The sequence below is a fragment of the Cytobacillus sp. ABV4_503 genome, from assembly GCF_056158445.1.
Map to the genome: position 1 here is coordinate 3,885,699 of NZ_JBSWTH010000001.1, position 13,890 is coordinate 3,899,588.

At 42.1% G+C, this 13,890-nt stretch carries 16 protein-coding genes; 6 read left to right on the forward strand and 10 right to left on the reverse strand.

Features of this window, described 5'->3' with window-relative positions:
• The first annotated feature begins 78 nt into the window (after positions 1-78).
• Both ytrH and ytrI read left to right on the forward strand, forming a co-directional pair.
• Positions 79-474: a sporulation membrane protein YtrH gene (ytrH, locus tag ACXAD1_RS19530; protein WP_312886159.1), complete on the forward strand. Its 396-nt coding sequence runs from the start codon at positions 79-81 to the stop codon at positions 472-474.
• Positions 471-971, forward strand: coding sequence for a sporulation membrane protein YtrI (ytrI, locus tag ACXAD1_RS19535; protein ID WP_206839084.1), 501 nt, complete (start codon positions 471-473; stop codon positions 969-971). The genes ytrH and ytrI overlap by 4 nt, the downstream gene beginning before the upstream one ends.
• Before the next feature lie 31 nt (positions 972-1,002).
• Here ytrI and ACXAD1_RS19540 read toward each other — a convergent pair whose 3' ends face one another.
• Positions 1,003-1,938 carry a DHH family phosphoesterase gene (locus tag ACXAD1_RS19540; protein ID WP_206839087.1) on the reverse strand — a complete coding sequence of 312 codons (936 nt, stop codon included), beginning with the start codon at positions 1,936-1,938 and terminating at the stop codon, positions 1,003-1,005.
• A gap of 140 nt (positions 1,939-2,078) precedes the next feature.
• Here ACXAD1_RS19540 and ACXAD1_RS19545 point away from each other — a divergent pair, with 140 nt between their 5' ends.
• Entirely contained in the window at positions 2,079-2,384 is a 306-nt protein-coding gene (locus ACXAD1_RS19545) for a YtpI family protein (RefSeq protein WP_206839088.1), read from the forward strand.
• Between the two features lie 73 nt (positions 2,385-2,457).
• Here ACXAD1_RS19545 and ACXAD1_RS19550 read toward each other — a convergent pair whose 3' ends face one another.
• From ACXAD1_RS19550 to ACXAD1_RS19560, 3 genes are all read right to left on the reverse strand, one after another.
• Positions 2,458-3,777 carry a CBS domain-containing protein gene (locus tag ACXAD1_RS19550; RefSeq protein ID WP_206839090.1) on the reverse strand — a complete coding sequence of 440 codons (1,320 nt, stop codon included), beginning with the start codon at positions 3,775-3,777 and terminating at the stop codon, positions 2,458-2,460.
• Between the two features lie 84 nt (positions 3,778-3,861).
• A complete protein-coding gene (locus ACXAD1_RS19555; RefSeq protein WP_206839092.1) occupies positions 3,862-4,110 on the reverse strand; it encodes a hypothetical protein in 249 nt (82 codons plus the stop codon).
• A gap of 265 nt (positions 4,111-4,375) precedes the next feature.
• Positions 4,376-5,056 (reverse strand): metal-dependent hydrolase, encoded by a 681-nt coding sequence (locus ACXAD1_RS19560; RefSeq protein ID WP_474910805.1) that lies wholly within the window; start codon positions 5,054-5,056, stop codon positions 4,376-4,378.
• Between the two features lie 162 nt (positions 5,057-5,218).
• Here ACXAD1_RS19560 and ACXAD1_RS19565 point away from each other — a divergent pair, with 162 nt between their 5' ends.
• Entirely contained in the window at positions 5,219-6,316 is a 1,098-nt protein-coding gene (locus ACXAD1_RS19565) for a M24 family metallopeptidase (protein WP_474910806.1), read from the forward strand.
• Positions 6,317-6,444: 128 nt separating this feature from the next.
• Here ACXAD1_RS19565 and ald read toward each other — a convergent pair whose 3' ends face one another.
• Positions 6,445-7,566 (reverse strand): alanine dehydrogenase, encoded by a 1,122-nt coding sequence (ald, locus tag ACXAD1_RS19570; RefSeq protein ID WP_474910807.1) that lies wholly within the window; start codon positions 7,564-7,566, stop codon positions 6,445-6,447.
• Positions 7,567-7,722: 156 nt separating this feature from the next.
• Positions 7,723-7,890 carry a hypothetical protein gene (locus ACXAD1_RS19575; RefSeq protein ID WP_206839100.1) on the reverse strand — a complete coding sequence of 56 codons (168 nt, stop codon included), beginning with the start codon at positions 7,888-7,890 and terminating at the stop codon, positions 7,723-7,725.
• 109 nt (positions 7,891-7,999) lie between these two features.
• Here ACXAD1_RS19575 and ACXAD1_RS19580 point away from each other — a divergent pair, with 109 nt between their 5' ends.
• Positions 8,000-8,455, forward strand: a complete 456-nt coding sequence (locus ACXAD1_RS19580; RefSeq protein ID WP_206839102.1) for a universal stress protein — start codon at positions 8,000-8,002, stop codon at positions 8,453-8,455.
• Between the two features lie 33 nt (positions 8,456-8,488).
• Here the strand turns inward: ACXAD1_RS19580 and argH are convergent, their stop codons facing one another.
• From argH to pbp4b, 3 genes are all read right to left on the reverse strand, one after another.
• The gene (argH, locus tag ACXAD1_RS19585) at positions 8,489-9,886 is read right to left on the reverse strand and encodes an argininosuccinate lyase (RefSeq protein WP_370221442.1); all 1,398 of its coding nucleotides are present in this window, start codon (positions 9,884-9,886) and stop codon (positions 8,489-8,491) included.
• The gene (locus tag ACXAD1_RS19590) at positions 9,883-11,091 is read right to left on the reverse strand and encodes an argininosuccinate synthase (protein WP_206839105.1); all 1,209 of its coding nucleotides are present in this window, start codon (positions 11,089-11,091) and stop codon (positions 9,883-9,885) included. The genes argH and ACXAD1_RS19590 overlap by 4 nt, the downstream gene beginning before the upstream one ends.
• 188 nt (positions 11,092-11,279) lie before the next feature.
• Positions 11,280-12,671, reverse strand: a complete 1,392-nt coding sequence (gene pbp4b, locus ACXAD1_RS19595; RefSeq protein ID WP_474910808.1) for a penicillin binding protein PBP4B — start codon at positions 12,669-12,671, stop codon at positions 11,280-11,282.
• Between the two features lie 241 nt (positions 12,672-12,912).
• Between pbp4b and ACXAD1_RS19600 the strand changes: the two genes are divergently transcribed.
• Positions 12,913-13,227, forward strand: a complete 315-nt coding sequence (locus tag ACXAD1_RS19600) for an ABC transporter C-terminal domain-containing protein (RefSeq protein ID WP_206839108.1) — start codon at positions 12,913-12,915, stop codon at positions 13,225-13,227.
• 129 nt (positions 13,228-13,356) lie between these two features.
• Here the strand turns inward: ACXAD1_RS19600 and ACXAD1_RS19605 are convergent, their stop codons facing one another.
• On the reverse strand, positions 13,357-13,869 hold the full coding sequence (locus ACXAD1_RS19605; RefSeq protein WP_206839110.1) for a MogA/MoaB family molybdenum cofactor biosynthesis protein: 513 nt from the start codon (positions 13,867-13,869) through the stop codon (positions 13,357-13,359).
• Between the last annotated feature and the right edge of the window lie 21 nt (positions 13,870-13,890).

Below are 13,890 nucleotides of genomic sequence, written 5' to 3' on the forward strand. Positions count from 1 at the left end.
AGAACGCCCGTTTCCAAAAAGAAAATATGTTCTCTTTTTAACGGGAGCTAAAAAACATATTTTTCTAAGTTTGTCCATATGATGAAGTATCAAGATAATTCTGGCAGGGGCATTCCTGCAGCGAGGATGGATGATATGAATACCCAGCCCTTTTTTTCCACTTTAATTGAGAGTTATTTTATTGCTTTCGGTGTTTTGATAGGAGGTTCAATCATTGGAGGCATGGCTGCTTTTCTGACAGGAAAGCCTCCTTTAAATCAAATCTTCCAGATTTCCAATATGATACGCATTTGGGCTATCATTGCAGCAATCGGAGGAACCTTTGATACAGTTTACAGTTTTGAAAGAGGTGTCATGGACGGACAGACAAAGGATATATTTAAACAATTCATGCTGATTCTTTCTGCTCTCGGAGGGGCCCAGACAGGCGCCATGCTTATTAACTGGCTGACTCAGGAGAACATTTCAGCATGAGGATACCGCCTTACTACCGATTGCCATCCTGGCAGCGCTTTTTAGCAGGAATGGCCATAGGGGGCATCATCAGCTGGTTTATTTTTTTATTTGTTTTTGGGCAATGGCAGGAGAGATACAGCAAAGAAATCAAGCTTCAAAAGGATGCTATTTATGAATTGGAAAAAGATAAGGAAATCTGGCAGGAGGAATTTAAAAAACTAAATAAAGAAAACCAGAAAAAACTGACTGTCCAGGATATTTCCATTAAAATTGTCAACAGCGAAAAATATAAACTGGATTCCTTCAGTGTTTTTCAGCTGGAAGATGAAATAAAAGAGGATATTAGCATGATGGTTGCCAAAGACATCGATACTGTTTATAAAAGCAGCGAATTGATCGAGAAAATAATAGAAAATAAAACACATCGGGTAAATGAAAAGAGATACCGGGTGGAAATTAAAGAACTGGTCATCTATACAACCGTCTCAATTGAATTGAATATTATGCTGGATTAATGCCCGGCTTTTGCCGGGCATTATATTTTAGTCAGCTTTGGCAGACATCCTCCAAATCTCTTACAACCGATTCCATCTCTTCCCATGAATAAATGGAAGCTCCGGCAGCAAGAGGATGTCCTCCTCCTTTGTACTTCCTTGCAATTTCATTAATTATCGGACCCTTCGAGCGGAACCGCACACGGATTTGATCGCTTTCTTCAATAAAGAAAACCCATGCTTTTATTCCCTTCACATCGCCAAGAGTGCTTACAAGCAGGGAAGCTTTAGAAGGCACTGCCTGAAATTCTTCGAGCAATTCTTTTTTCAGGATCATTACAGCAGCCCCGCTGTCTCTCATTTCAAAGTTCTGCAGCACATAGCCCTTCAATTTAACAATATTTGCATCCAGCTCGTACATTTTATCAAACAGTTCCGGCCGTGAAAAATTATAGTGAATCAGTTCACCTGCATATGAAAATGTCTTTTCGGTCGTGCTTGGATAGAGGAAACGGCCGGTGTCCCCTACTATTCCGGCAAATAACAATCTAGCCGCTTCATCAGACATTTTCAGGCCCTGATCTTTGCCGAAAAGATAAAACTCATAAATCATTTCACTGGTAGAGCTTGCGTCCGTATCAACCCACATCATATCTCCATACGGATCCATATTAGGGTGATGATCAATTTTGATCAGTTTATTACCAGCTCCATATCTATGATCACATATCCGTTCCGCATTTGCTGTATCACAAACAATGACCAGCGCCCCATTATATGTATCATCAGATACTTCATCCAGCCTTCTCATATAATGAAGTGTTTCTTCTTCCTTCCCGACAGTGAAGATCGATTTTTCAGGGAATGAAGCCTTCAGGATTTCAGCAAGGCCTCCCTGTGAACCATATGCATCTGGATCAGGACGGACATGCCGATGAATAATGATTGTTTCATATTTTTTAATTTCATCAAGTATCTTCTGTTTCATGGCGCGCTCCTTTTTTCTGAATACTACTTTATTTTTACCATATCATCGTGAAAAGAAAAAGAAAACACAGCACGCTTATGGCAATTTTTTAATAATGCAGGTAGAATAATAAGAGATTGTCGAAATTTGGAGGTTATGAGATGCCTATCTTTGTTATCCTGATTATTCTCTCTTTTTCTTTCTATATTTTCTACAAAGTTAAATTCTTCAGAAGCAGACAGCCGGCTGAAAGACAATGGATATCAGCAAAGTCCAGGATTGCGCTCGGATCATTTGTCGCGATTTTTGGCCTTAATCAGCTGTTTTTATACAACACAACAACAGCTCTCATTGTGGGAATTGTGTTTATCCTTATTGGGGGATTGAGTATTTGGGGCGGTATAAAAGCATATAAATATTACATGCCTCATGCTGCAAAAGAAGCTGAGGAAGCTAGGAAGAATTAAATTTTACCGGACTTCCGAAAATGTCCTGCAAAAAAGCCGTTCAATTGCGAACGGCTTTTTCTTCATTTCTCTCTTAATGCCTGTCAATAAGCTGGCACATCATCATCGCCTTGCCTACAAGGACACCTTCGTTAAAAACTTCAACATCTACTTTTCCGAACTTCCGTCCTACTTCCAATACTTTTGGATAGATCTCAAGCATACTGTCGATCTGAACAGGTTTAATAAAGTAGACCGTCATATTTTCAACTACGAGGTCACCTTTTTTATAGTTTCTTAACACTCTGTTTGCAGCTTCAGATACAATGGTTGTAAAGACTCCATAGGAAATTGTTCCGAGGTGGTTTGTCATCTGAGGAGTAACCTCACAGCGATAAACGTCATCCCCTTTTGTTTTTCCCCGTGTCATAACAAGCTGGTTGGTGACTATATCGTCAATTGTTTCGCCCACCTGCGGCTGCCTTTGGATCATCTGCAGCGCCTTCAGCACATCCTGACGGCTAACAATCCCTTCGAGTTTATTCGCTTCATCTACCACAGGAAGCAATTCGATTCCTTCCCATACCATCATATGCGAGGAAGAAGCAACACTCGTTTTTCCGCCAACCGTCATTGGATTTTTGGTCATTATTTTTTCAATAGGCGTTTCCTTTTCATGTCCCATAATATCCTTGGAAGTGACAACTCCCTGCACCTTCAGATTACTGTCGACAACCGGGAATCGGCTATGGCCGGTTTCACGATTGTACGTTAGCCAATCCGCAATTGTATCGGTTGTTTTCAGGAAAATCGCTTCTTGCAGCGGAGTCAGGATGTCTTCAACGAGTACAATCTCCTTTTTGATCAGCTGGTCATAAATAGCCCGATTGATCATAGTTGCCACTGTGAAGGTGTCATAGCTGCTTGAGATCACAGGAAGCTGCAGGTCGTCAGCAAGCTTTTTAACATGGTCTTCTGTATCAAAGCCCCCAGTAATTAACACAGCAGCCCCAGCCTTCAATGCCAGTTCGTGTGCCTGGGTCCGGTTTCCGACAATCAGCAGATTTCCGGCATCAGTGTATCTCATCATCGCTTCAAGCTTCATCGCTCCAATAACAAACTTGTTCAGTGTTTTATGGAGGCCGGCTCTTCCTCCGAGCACCTGGCCGTCAACGATATTAACAACTTCTGCAAAAGTAAGCTTCTCAATATTTTCTTTCTTTTTCCGCTCGATTCTTATTGTCCCAACACGTTCTATTGTACTGACATATCCCTTATTTTCAGCATCCTTAATCGCTCTGTATGCAGTCCCCTCACTCACAGCGAGCGCCTTGGCGATCTGTCTGACCGAAATTTTTTCTCCAATTGGCAGTTCATCAATGTATTGTAATATTTGCTCATGCTTAGTAGCCAAGACTTTCACCCTCTACAAATTATTCCTTATTTTTCATTATAAGGGTAAAGAGGCCTTGATACAATTGACTCCGGGAATCTTAAATTATCTGCCGAAGGAACGCACCCGCTTCCTGTCTGCCATTTTTCGCACCTGCTTCCCCGAAGCAGCCGCTTTTTTCGGGGCAAACAGCAATGCAGTCAAGTTTCCTGCAATAACAAAAAGGGCAAGGGCCAGCCAGCTGATGGCAAAGATCCCTTCAGTCCCTCCATTAAACACACCCATTCTTGGAGCGGCATAATAAAGCATCAAGCCGCACAGCAGCAAACAGAGCAAATATCGGTTTTTATCCAATTTAGTTTCCTCCTTTATCCTATCCTCCCTAAAATGTATGCGGACAGGCTGGGAAAATGATTGGTTTCTAAAGAAAAGCGGAAGCGCCTTGCCCACCCCCGACAAGCACAAGACGAGCCTCCCAGAAAAGCGTTCTTTGCCTTTTTGGGAGGCTCGTCTTGTGACCTCGAGGGGGTAGGCGCTGGAGCTAGACAGTTATCTAACTTCAGGATTTATACATTCCTCATTAACAAACGCAGCCTCCATCAGAAGCTGCGTCTTCATATTACAATTCGATTGATTCTCCTGCTTCCAGCACCTGCCCGACTCCTGTCTCCAGCATGCTGATGAATTTATGCGGATCCTGCTTGATTGGCGGGAACGTGTTGAAGTGAATCGGAACCACCTTTTTGGCGCCAAGCAGTTCTGCTGCGTATGCTGCATCATCCGGCCCCATGGTAAAGTTATCTCCGATTGGCAGAAATGCCAGATCGATTGGATGACGGTCGCCGATTAACTTCATGTCAGAGAAAAGCCCTGTATCCCCAGCATGGTAAATCGTTTTTCCTTCTAGAGTAATAAGCACACCGGCAGGCATTCCCAGGTAGATAATCTCCTTATTTTCTGTCTCAAGGCCTGTTCCATGAAAGGCAGGTGTCAGCTTCACTCTGCCAAAATCAAAGTCATATCCCCCGCCGATAGACATCCCGTGAGCATTGGCACCCTGCCAGCCCAAATAGGTGGCAAGCTCAAAATTTGCAATAACAAGAGAGTCATTGCGCTTTGCCAGTTCAATCGTGTCCCCAAGATGGTCACCATGTCCATGGGTGACAATAATGACGTCCGGCTTCTGATCCTCAGCTTTTAAGTCTGTCAAATCATTCCCGGTAATAAAGGGATCTATTAAGATGGTTTTTCCCTGTGATTCGATTTTCACTACGGCATGTCCATGAAATGATACTTTCAATTTTATGCTCCTCTCTAATTTTAAGTTATGTAAGTTACTTCAACGAAAAACAAGTTATTCCTGCTTTCTTTTGATATATACCCGAATTGGCAATCTTTAAAAAGTTTACAATTTCTTATTTAGTTGCTACTCTCAGAGTATTAGTATATAAGGAGGTTCACTATGAATAATAGATTGCAGAAACTATCTCATTGGATGAAAGAAAATGATATCCAGGCCAGTTTTGTAACATCGCCGGATAATGTTTTTTATTTAAGCGGTTTTTTAAGCGACCCTCATGAACGTTTGCTTGGATTGGCTGTTTTCCAGGAAGAAGAGCCTTTCCTCGTATGTCCGGCCATGGAAAAAGAAGATGCCAAAAAAGCCGGCTGGACCCATGAAATTATTGGCTACAGCGATATTCAGAACCCGTGGGAATTTATTCAGACATCCATACATAAAAGAATTGGAAAAGTAAATAAAGCCGCCATTGAAAAAGAACATATGAATGTGGAGCGGTATGAAGCGATCTCCGGAATATTTGGCGGGGCTTCATTCGTTTCGGCAGAAGAAAAGCTCGCAGGCTTTCGTATGGTGAAAGATGAAAAAGAATTGGAAATCATCCGCGAAGCATGTGCCCTGGCCGATTTTGCGATTGAAACAGGATGCGCAGAGATCCAGGAAGGAAAAACTGAACTGGATGTTCTAGCTGCCGTAGAATATGCGTTAAAGAAAAAAGGCGTTAACGAAATGTCTTTTTCTACCATGGTCCTGACGGGGGCTAACGGAGCTTCCCCTCATGGTACACCAGGAATGACAAAGATTCAAAAAGGGGATTTAGTCCTATTTGACCTTGGAGTTGTCTGGAATGGCTACTGCTCAGATATTACCAGGACTGTGGCTTACGGTGATATCAATGATAAACAAAAAGAAATTTATGATACGGTCTTAAAAGCTCAGCTTGCAGCTGTGGAAGCGAGCAAGCCGGGGGTCACTTGTGCAGCTATTGACCTGACAGCAAGAAACCTGATAGCTGAAGCCGGCTACGGCGACTATTTTCCTCATCGATTGGGCCATGGACTTGGTGTGAGTGTTCATGAATATCCTTCATTAACAGAAACAAACTCACTTTTGCTTGAAGAAGGAATGGTCTTCACCATCGAGCCGGGAATCTATGTCCCGGGTGTTGCCGGAGTGCGGATTGAAGATGACCTTGCTGTAACAGCAGACGGAGTTGAAATTTTAACCAAGTTCCCGAAAGAACTTCAGATTATTAAATAGAAACCTGAACAAGATTCCACAGAAAATCCGGAGCTGCCCAGCACCGGATTTTCTATAAAATAAGTGTCTGGCTCCAGGTGCCATCGGCTCGAGGTCATAAGCCGATAAGCTGGCGCCTACCGCTTTTCCTATAGCTGTTCCAATTTTGTTCCCGTATCTGAATAGTCAAGGTTATGGGCCTCAGCTACCGCCTTGTATGTCACATAGCCATTTAATGTATTAACTCCCTTTAATAAAGCCTCATTATCCAGACATGCCTGCTTGTAGCCTTTATTCGCAATTTGTACTGCATAAGGCACCGTCACGTTGGTCAGTGCAAGTGTCGATGTTCTGGGAACTGCTCCCGGCATGTTAGCTACCGCATAATGAACTACGCCATGTTTTTCATATGTGGGATTGTCATGGGTAGTAATTCGATCCGTTGTTTCAAAAATCCCTCCCTGATCGATTGCGATATCCACGATAACAGAACCAGGGCTCATCGTTTTGATCATTTCCTCTGTGACAAGCTTAGGAGCTTTTGCACCCGGAATCAGTACAGCTCCAATCACGAGGTCTGAATCCTTAACAGCTTCAGCGATATTGTAAGGATTTGAGATTAATGTTGTTACTTCTTTTCCAAAGATATCATCAAGCTGCCTAAGGCGATCCGGATTCAAATCGATCATAGTCACCCTAGCCCCAAGGCCTATTGCCATTTTTGCCGCATTGGTTCCTGCAACCCCGCCGCCGATAATGGTAACATTTCCCCGTTGCACCCCTGGTACCCCCGAAAGCAGGATTCCTTTTCCTCCATGTATTTTTTCTAAAAATTGAGCTCCTACTTGAGCTGCCATTCTCCCGGCCACTTCACTCATTGGAGTCAATAGAGGCAAAGTCCGGTTGGGAAGCTGAACTGTTTCATATGCGATGCCCGCTACTTTCTTATCAATTAAAGCACTTGTCAAATCAGGTTCAGCAGCCAAATGCAGATATGTAAAGAGAATTAACCCTTCCCGAAAATATACATATTCGCCCGGTATCGGCTCTTTTACCTTCATGACCATATCCATTGACCATGCCTCTTCTGCAGTATGAACAATATGTGCACCCGCACTCATATAGTCGTTATCCGAAAAACCGGAACCAGTCCCGGCACCCGCTTCGATATAGACTTCATGTCCAAATTGGATGAGATTCATAACACCAGCAGGGGTCATAGCAACCCTGTTTTCATTGTTTTTTACTTCCTTTGGAACTCCGATACGCATGCTGCATACCTCCGTATTTTAAGTGATATACCTATTAACTTTATATGGCTATTTGAGGGAAAAGTATACAACAGCTTTGCCCATTTTTATCTCTTTACCCTTTATTGACAAATCCTCATTAAAAAAGCTCTCATGTTCCTATGAGAGCTTGCTTTCTTATTGCAGATTGCCTTCATTCCGTTCGTGAGCCTCCATGTCAAACTCGGCATTCGGCTGATCAATAACACCGCTGTTATAAGCGTTCATGATTTGTGCGCTAACTTCATTTGTACCCTGCTCATCAAAAAAATACGCAGACCCTGCTTTCGGTTCTCTCTTTTCCATTTTCATCTGCTCCTTTAATAAATTTTCTTCAGCCTTACTATTGTTCGATTTTTTGTTACAGATATTCAGATTTTACAGCTGTATAATATAGGTAAAGGAGGAGATTCAAATGGGCATGAAGTATAAAAACATATTAGTCGCGGTAGATGGTTCAACGGAAGCAGAATGGGCTTTTAAAAAAGCAATAGAAATTGCGAAGCGCAATAACGCTTCCCTGGTATTGGCACATATCATTGATACCCGCACGTTTGCCACTGTTGAAGCCTATGACCGCACGATTGCAGAAAGAGCTGACCGTTTCGCAACAGAATTAATGGAAAAATACAAAAGAACGGCAATGGATGCAGGCATAGAGAATGTAAATTATGAAGTCGATTATGGTTCCCCAAAAGTGAAGGTTCCAAAAGATATTGCAAGAAAGCACAACGTCGACCTGATCATTTGCGGTGCAACAGGCATGAACGCAGTTGAACGTTTCATCATCGGCAGTGTATCTGAACATATTACCCGCTATGCCCGCTGTGATGTCCTCGTTGTCAGAACGGATAAAGAAGATGAAGAATAGAAAAATGGCGCTGCAGAAGGCAGCGCCATTTTTCTATTCTTTATTAACATACTCTTTAATGCCAAGAGATTCCTTCGCTTTTTCAATCGCGATGCTTACTTGTTTAAATCCTGTTCCGCCTGCACTATTTCTTCTTTTGACAGCTGTATAAGGATCCAGTACTTCATAAATATCTTCTTCAAACAATGAATGGGCATTCTTGAAATCTTCAAGCGGTAAATCCCCAAGGAAGCATCCCTTTTGTACACAGACAAGGACCAGTTTCCCGACAATCTCATGCGCTTCTCTGAATGGAATGCCTTTATCAGATAGATAATCCGCCAATTCAGTAGCATTGGAAAAATCATTTTTAGTCGCTTTTACCATCTGATCTGTTTTAACCTTCATGGTCCGGATCATTCCTGCAAAGATTTTCAGTGAACCTGTGACTGTCTTTACAGTATCAAACATCCCTTCCTTATCTTCCTGCATATCTTTATTATAGGCTAGCGGCAGACCCTTCAGTACTGTCAGCAGCCCCATAAGGTTACCGTATACACGTCCCGTTTTACCGCGGATAAGTTCCGCCATATCCGGATTCTTCTTTTGGGGCATAATGCTGCTGCCTGTTGCAAAGCTGTCATCCAGTTCAATGAATTGAAACTCCTGGCTTGACCAAAGGATGAATTCTTCACTTAAACGTGACAGATGCATCATCAGGATAGAGCTTGAGGATAAAAACTCAAGAATAAAGTCTCTGTCACTTACTGCATCCAGGCTGTTTTCATAGATGCCTTCAAATCCAAGAAGTTCCGCGGTATACACACGGTCGATTGGGAAAGTGGTTCCAGCCAGTGCCCCTGCTCCAAGCGGAGATAGATTGATTCTTTTTAAGCTTTCAGAAAGTCGCTCTTTGTCTCTCTCAAGCATCCAGAAATAAGCCATTAGGTGATGACCGAAAGAGATCGGCTGTGCCCGCTGCAGATGCGTATAGCCCGGCATTATGGTTTCCACATTATTTTCAGCCTGGATGATTAACTCTTCCTGCATTTCCTGAATCAATTCAACAATCTGCTCCACCTGCTTGCGCAGATATAAGTGCATGTCTGTTGCCACCTGGTCATTTCGGCTTCTTGCGGTATGAAGTTTACCGCCGACAGGCCCGGTCAGTTCGGTCAAATGACTCTCAAGATTTAAATGAATATCTTCAAGTTTTACTGAGTAAGCCAGTTCATCCTTGGCAGCTTTCTCTTTTAGCTGCTGAAGGCCTGTTTTGATTTTTTGAGCTTCGTTCTCAGTGATGATTCCTGTTTTAGAAAGCATGGCAACGTGGGCCATGCTCCCTTCGATATCTTCCATAACCAATTCCTGGTCAAATGAAATCGACGCTCCGAATTCATCTACCCATTCTTCAGCAGATTTTGTGAATCTGCCTCCCCATAACTTTTTCACACTGTCACCTTCTTGCTGTTTTGAACAATGCTCTGCACTTTTGTCGGCAATCCCCAAAGCTTAATAAAGCCAACTGCCGCATTATGATCAAATTCATCATCGGAAGTATAGGTTGCTAACTTTTCATCGTACAGTGAATACGGAGATTTTCTTCCTTCAACAATCGCATGGCCTTTAAACAGCTTCACTCTGACTGTTCCTGTAACAAAGGTTTGAGTCTCTTTCAGGAAAGCTGTTAATGCATTGTTAAGCTGAGAGAACCACAATCCTTCGTATATAAGCTCAGCCACTTTTTTCTCAATAACCGGTTTAAAGTGGGCCAATTCTTTTACCATAGTTAAGTCCTCAAGCTCTTTATGTGCTTTAAGAAGTGTCATCGCTCCCGGACACTCGTAAACTTCACGGGATTTGATTCCGACCAGTCGATTTTCCACATGGTCGATACGTCCAACTCCATGCTTGCCAGCAATCTCATTCAGTTCGGCAATAAGCTCGGAAAGCTTTATACTTTTGCCATTCAAGCTGACAGGTACACCCTTTTCAAAACCAATTTCAACCGTATCAGGTGTATCAGGAGCTTTTTCAAGAGAAACAGTAAGATCGTATGCATCTTCCGGAGGAGCTGCCCATGGATCTTCCAGGACTCCGCACTCATTGCTTCTGCCCCATAAGTTTTGATCAATGCTGTAAGGAGAATCCAGATTAATTGGGATGGGGATATTATTTTGTTTTGCATATTCAATTTCTTCCTCACGTGACCAGCTCCACTCACGAACTGGAGCTAACACCTGAAGATCAGGGTTTAGAGCCTGGATTGCCACTTCAAAACGAACCTGGTCATTTCCTTTTCCGGTACATCCATGTGCGACGGCTACAGCACCTTCTTTTTCTGCTACTTCAACAAGCTTCTTGGCGATCAGCGGACGTGAAAGAGCAGAGATCAATGGATACTTATTTTCGTATAAAGCATGTGCCTGCAGCGCTATTAATGCATATTCATTAGCAAATTCTTCTTTTGCATCAATTACATAGGATTGGACAGCACCAACAGTTAAAGCTTTTTTCTGGATGAAGTTGAGATCTTTTCCTTCACCAACGTCAAGACAGCAGGCAACAACTGCATAACCTTGGTCCTGCAGCCATTTAACTGCAACTGATGTATCCAAACCGCCTGAGTATGCAAGAACTACTTTATTTTGAGACATATATATTTCCTCCTTAGATTATGCGTATAAATATACAACTAAATTATGTTTTTATTCATTTATTATTCTCTTACTTTAACAACCTTTTCTTTAAAAATCAATACTTATTCTTAAAAATGTATAAAAATAAATATAATTTCCCCAAAGAAAAAGGCAAAAGCCCCGTTTTGGCTTTTGCCTGCAATAGTTTAGTGATTTAATGCTTCATAAACCGCTGAAATTACACTCCCATATTGACTGATGCTGTATGTGTCACCTTGAAACTTATGCGGATCTTTTATTGGATCGATGACAGGAGAATGTTTTTTATTTGTCAGGAGAGCGATAGCTAAATGATTTTCTCTGTCTATCACCGTTACCGTTCCTGTCCAGCCGGTATGCCCAAATACTTCTTTCCCAGCATACTGGCTGAACATCCACTCCATACTTGAATCTCCGTTCAAGCGCCATCCTAACCCATATGTAGGATTCATATCATAAGGTTCTACAAATTTATCAATTGTTTGTTTATCAAATAACTTTATATTTCCATAGCCCCCATCATTAAGCATTACCTGCATCAGGACAGCAAGATCTGAAGTTGTGGAAAAGAGGCCAGCATGCCCGGATATTCCATCCATTGAATAAAAGGACTTCTCATCATGAACCTCTCCCTGAAGAGTATAGGTCCGGATATTTGGGAAGGAAATGACCCCATCCCTGGTGTTGCCGTGTAATTCAGTTGCGGCGAAATCCTTTTCTTTGAATCCTTTGCGAAGCGGATTAAATAAAGTATGCTTTAACCCCAGGGGCTTATAGATATGATGCTCAGTATAATCGTCAAGCTGCACTCCCGTTATTTTTTCAATAATAAATCCCAGCAGCATATAGTCAATGTCACTGTAAACCTGTTTAGTGCCAGGTTCATACTGAAGGGGAGTTTTTAAAATCATGGAAAGCGTTTTAGTGCGTTCCTGGGAATATAATTCTCCCGCCCTTTCAGGATTATGATAATGGATGCTTGAAGGAAATCCCGCAGTATGGTGGAGCAAGTCGATTATCCGGAGTTCACCTTTCCCTTTTATTTCATCTTCCGCTGAATCTTTAAATTCGGGAAAATAATACTGAATTTTTTCTTCAAGATTGATCTTTCCTTCACTGACAAGATGCTGCAGTGAAAAGTTAACGGCATACATTTTCGTGTTTGATGCTAAATCAAACATGGTTCTTGTCTTCATTTTCTGCGGGTGATTTAACGGATCAGATTCATCAAAGACTTTGGCTGAACCATATGCGGAGTTTTTAACAATCTTGCCATCTTTAATTACGACTAAAGCTGCTCCTGGAAAACCATTTTGTATTTCTCCCTCGATCAGCTTATCAACCTCTCTGAGCTTTTTGGAAGAAAAGCCTGCATCCTCGGGGCGCTTTGCTTTTGACAAGATTGGATATTCTAATGGTTTTTTATGTTTAAATACTTGCTCTTCTGAGCTGCTGCTTCCTGTTCTGCCCAAATCTTCTCCCAGGGCTGCAACGGGGTAAGGCAAAAGCAAACCCAGCACTAGGCCTAAAACTGTTAAATGCGTTATAAACTTTTTCATATTCTCCCCCTTTAATTGTTTTAATATTCCTAATAGTCAATATGTTATTCGATATCTATTAAATCTGTAAACCAATACCTTAGCCCTTTCTATTAAATCAGTACTTGTGGACCAAGTTCATAAATCTTTACATTAGTTCCATAGTAGTATCTGCAGAAAAACGTTGAATACTAAAACATTCATGCACCGCAAACACCTTTATAGTAAAATAAAAACAAGATTATCGTTTGGGGGATTCATAATGGAGGAGCATTTTTCACATAATGGCCGTCTTGGCATTCCCATACCCGCCTTTGACCGGGATTGGGATGAATATTCACCAAAAACACAGCAGATGATCCTGTTTCAATGGGAAAAAATAAGAGGCAGGATTCCTGACCGCATTGCCGAGCTTGAAGCGGAAATAAACAGGAAACAGGCTGAGCTATCAGATGAGGGCAATTTCGAAAGATCATGCAGACTCAACAGTGAAATTTCAGAACTGGCATCAGTCATAAATGATCTGTGGCTATGGTATCGAACGAATCAGGATATTACAGGGAAAATGCATTCATAAAAGAAAAGCGGAAGCGCCCCGACAACTCGAGGGAGCAGGCTGCTTGCGCTAGACAGTTCCCGAAGTAAAAAATTATACTTCCCTGTCATTTTAAAAAAACCTTTCCGCGGCGGAAAGGTTTTTTGCCCTTTATAAATCTTTTCTTAGTTCCCTGACGATATGCCCGAGTTCAGGCAGAATCAGCTTATTCATCGCAAGGCGAACTGCCCCGGATGATCCTGGTGTTGAGAAAACTGCTTTATTTTGCACTGTGCCTGCAGCAGCTCGTGAAAGAATGGCCGCAGACCCGATATCTTCCGTGTAGCTTAGCATCCTGAACAATTCGCCGAATCCGTCAATTTCTTTATCAAATAATTCTCTTACCGTTTCAATAGTCACGTCCCTTAATGCAATTCCTGTGCCTCCATTTGTAAGGACAGCATCAATGCTGGGGTTTTCACATCCTTTTAATACGGCCTCACGAATGAGATTTCCTTCATCTTTGACGATTTCATAGTCAGCTATGACATGTCCTGCCTCTTCCAGCAGCCGGATCATCAGCTTTCCGCTTTTATCTGTTTCTTTATTTCTCGTATCACTTACGGTGACCACTTTGCATCTAACTTCTTTTGGGGCTTCTTTTTTATGCTCGAATGTACTCATTTGGCATCACCTTTGCTTATA

What these genes read in the sequence shown, in the direction of transcription:
- ytrI (WP_206839084.1), top strand. Translation starts at nt 471, where the DNA reads ATGAGGATACCGCCTTACTACCGATTGCCATCCTGGCAGCGCTTTTTA.
- ACXAD1_RS19580 (WP_206839102.1), top strand. Translation starts at nt 8,000, where the DNA reads ATGGGCATGAAGTATAAAAACATATTAGTCGCGGTAGATGGTTCAACG.
- ACXAD1_RS19575 (WP_206839100.1), bottom strand. Translation starts at nt 7,890, where the DNA reads ATGGAAAAGAGAGAACCGAAAGCAGGGTCTGCGTATTTTTTTGATGAG.
- ACXAD1_RS19590 (WP_206839105.1), bottom strand. Translation starts at nt 11,091, where the DNA reads ATGTCTCAAAATAAAGTAGTTCTTGCATACTCAGGCGGTTTGGATACA.
- ACXAD1_RS19540 (WP_206839087.1), bottom strand. Translation starts at nt 1,938, where the DNA reads ATGAAACAGAAGATACTTGATGAAATTAAAAAATATGAAACAATCATT.
- ytrH (WP_312886159.1), top strand. Translation starts at nt 79, where the DNA reads ATGATGAAGTATCAAGATAATTCTGGCAGGGGCATTCCTGCAGCGAGG.
- ACXAD1_RS19565 (WP_474910806.1), top strand. Translation starts at nt 5,219, where the DNA reads ATGAATAATAGATTGCAGAAACTATCTCATTGGATGAAAGAAAATGAT.
- ACXAD1_RS19600 (WP_206839108.1), top strand. Translation starts at nt 12,913, where the DNA reads ATGGAGGAGCATTTTTCACATAATGGCCGTCTTGGCATTCCCATACCC.
- pbp4b (WP_474910808.1), bottom strand. Translation starts at nt 12,671, where the DNA reads ATGAAAAAGTTTATAACGCATTTAACAGTTTTAGGCCTAGTGCTGGGT.
- ACXAD1_RS19605 (WP_206839110.1), bottom strand. Translation starts at nt 13,869, where the DNA reads ATGAGTACATTCGAGCATAAAAAAGAAGCCCCAAAAGAAGTTAGATGC.
- ald (WP_474910807.1), bottom strand. Translation starts at nt 7,566, where the DNA reads ATGCGTATCGGAGTTCCAAAGGAAGTAAAAAACAATGAAAACAGGGTT.
- ACXAD1_RS19545 (WP_206839088.1), top strand. Translation starts at nt 2,079, where the DNA reads ATGCCTATCTTTGTTATCCTGATTATTCTCTCTTTTTCTTTCTATATT.